Source organism: Methylobacterium sp. WL7, assembly GCF_008040085.1.
Classification (GTDB): domain Bacteria; phylum Pseudomonadota; class Alphaproteobacteria; order Rhizobiales; family Beijerinckiaceae; genus Methylobacterium; species Methylobacterium mesophilicum.
In genome coordinates, this window is sequence record NZ_VRVG01000283.1 from 1 (window position 1) to 2,086 (window position 2,086).

The following is a 2,086-nucleotide window of genomic DNA, read 5'->3' on the forward strand; positions in this document are numbered from 1 at the left end:
GTGGCGGGCATCGGTGCCTTCCTGGCGGCCGGAGCGTACGTGGGGAGAACGCGCCCGCATGCCGAAGCGGTTCCACGGTTTCCCCGGGCGCACCCGTGACTCTGACGATGTGCGGGGCCCACACCAGCCCGGGATTGCGGGGATGACGGGGTTGCGCTCGATCTTTTCACCACCAAGTCGGGGACAATCTTGGCTGTCGCGCGTTTCGGGCTGTCATCCCCCCTTTCGCCGCCCTGAGCATCGAGGTTCCTGTGTCCCGACTCGAGACCGCGGTGACCTCGCAGATGCATCGGAGCCCGTGATGAGTGCCGACCAACGCCGGGCGCTGCTGATCTGCAACGCGAAGGCGCGCAACGGCGGCCTCGACCTCGACGAGGTGCGGGGCATCCTGCGGGCGGGCGGGATCGAGCCGGTGGAGCCGCCGCCGGACGCCGACTGCCGGGCGGTCATCCGCGCGCACGCCAAGGACGTCGACCTCGTGATCCTGGGCGGCGGCGACGGCACCATGAACATGGCCGCCCCCGCCCTGGTGGAGAGCGGCCTGCCCCTCGCGATCCTGCCGCTGGGCACCGCCAACGACCTCGCCCGCTCCCTGGGCCTGCCGCTGGATCCGATCGCCGCGGCGCGGTTCATCCCGAATGCCGCGGCGCGGCCGGTCGATCTCGGCTGGGTCAACGGCCACTACTACTTCAACGTCGCCAGCATCGGTTTCTCGGCCGAACTGGCGGGCGAGCTCACGGCCGAATCGAAGAAGACCTGGGGCGTGCTCGGCTACGCGGTGGCGGCCATCCGGGTGCTGCGGCGGGTGCGGCCGTTCACGGTGACGATCGAGCACGACGGCACGGTCGAGCGGGTGACGACCATCCAGGTCTCCGTCGGCAACGGGCGCCACTACGGCGGCGGCATGACCGTGGAGGAGACCGCCACGGTCGATGACGGCAAGCTCGATTTCTACAGCCTGGAAGTCGCCCATTGGTGGCGGCTGATCGCGCTGCTGCCGGCCCTGCGCCGGGGCACCCATGGACGCGCGGCCGACGTGCGCGCGTTCCAGACCCGGGAGATCAAGATCGCGACGCGCAAGCCCCGACCGGTGAACACCGACGGCGAGCTGACCACGCACACGCCCGCCCATTTCAAGGTCTTCCCGAAGATCCTCCGGGTTTACGCTCCCGATCCGGCGGGCAGTGCCGGTCCGTTCGACCTGGCCGCCCTCGGCAGCCGCCTCTTCCCGACCAGCGAGACGCACGACCCGTGACCGACCTGATCCAGCTTGCGAGTCAGCCCGCGATCTGGGCCGCCCTGGCGACCCTCATCGTGATGGAGGTGGTCCTCGGCGTCGACAACCTGATCTTCATCTCGATCCTGACCAACAAGCTGCCCGCCGACCAGCAGACCCGGGCGCGGCGGATCGGCATCGGCCTGGCTTTGATCCTGCGGCTCGGTCTGCTGGGCACGGTCGCGTTCATCGTGCACCTGACCGAGCCGGTCTTCTCGGTGCTGGGACAGGATTTCTCCTGGCGTGACCTGATCCTGATCGGCGGCGGCCTGTTCCTCCTCTGGAAGGCCACCAAGGAGATCCATCACAGCGTCGATCCCGATGGCCCGGCCGAGACCGGGACATCCGGCGGCACGATCGGGTTCGGCGCGGCGATCGGCCAGATCCTGCTCCTCGACCTCGTGTTCTCGATCGACTCGATCATCACCGCAGTGGGCATGACCGAGCACGTGCCGGTGATGATGGTGGCCGTGGTGGTGGCGGTGATCGTCATGCTGGTCGCGGCCGAGCCGCTCTCGGCCTTTATCGCCCGCAACCCCACCGTGGTGATGCTGGCGCTGGGCTTCCTGATCATGATCGGCATGACGCTGATCGCGGAAGGCTTTGGGGCGCACGTGCCGAAGGGCTATATCTACACCGCCATGGCGTTCTCGGCCGGCGTCGAAGGCCTCAACATGCTGGCCCGCGGACGCAGGCGGGCGACCGCCGCCGGCACGGACCGGAACCCGCGCTGAGCGGTCCCGTCCCGCCGGCGCCAAGCGCCGAGACGGCGCTGGAGACACCCATGCGGATCGCGGCCCTCCTGTGCGC

The 2,086-nt window shown here is 69.4% G+C and carries 2 protein-coding genes; both read left to right on the forward strand.

The genetic code is table 11. The features are described 5' to 3' along the window. Positions 1–301 precede the first annotated feature (301 nt). Positions 302–1,255 carry a lipid kinase gene (locus tag FV233_RS29200; protein ID WP_147857386.1) on the forward strand — a complete coding sequence of 318 codons (954 nt, stop codon included), beginning with the start codon at positions 302–304 and terminating at the stop codon, positions 1,253–1,255. Continuing rightward, the gene (locus FV233_RS29205) at positions 1,252–2,010 is read left to right on the forward strand and encodes a TerC family protein (RefSeq protein WP_147857387.1); all 759 of its coding nucleotides are present in this window, start codon (positions 1,252–1,254) and stop codon (positions 2,008–2,010) included. The genes FV233_RS29200 and FV233_RS29205 overlap by 4 nt, the downstream gene beginning before the upstream one ends. Positions 2,011–2,086: the final 76 nt, after the last annotated feature.

Bases quoted from the DNA above. Each gene is read 5' to 3' on its own strand.
- FV233_RS29200 (WP_147857386.1), top strand. From the start codon at position 302: ATGAGTGCCGACCAACGCCGGGCGCTGCTGATCTGCAACGCGAAGGCG.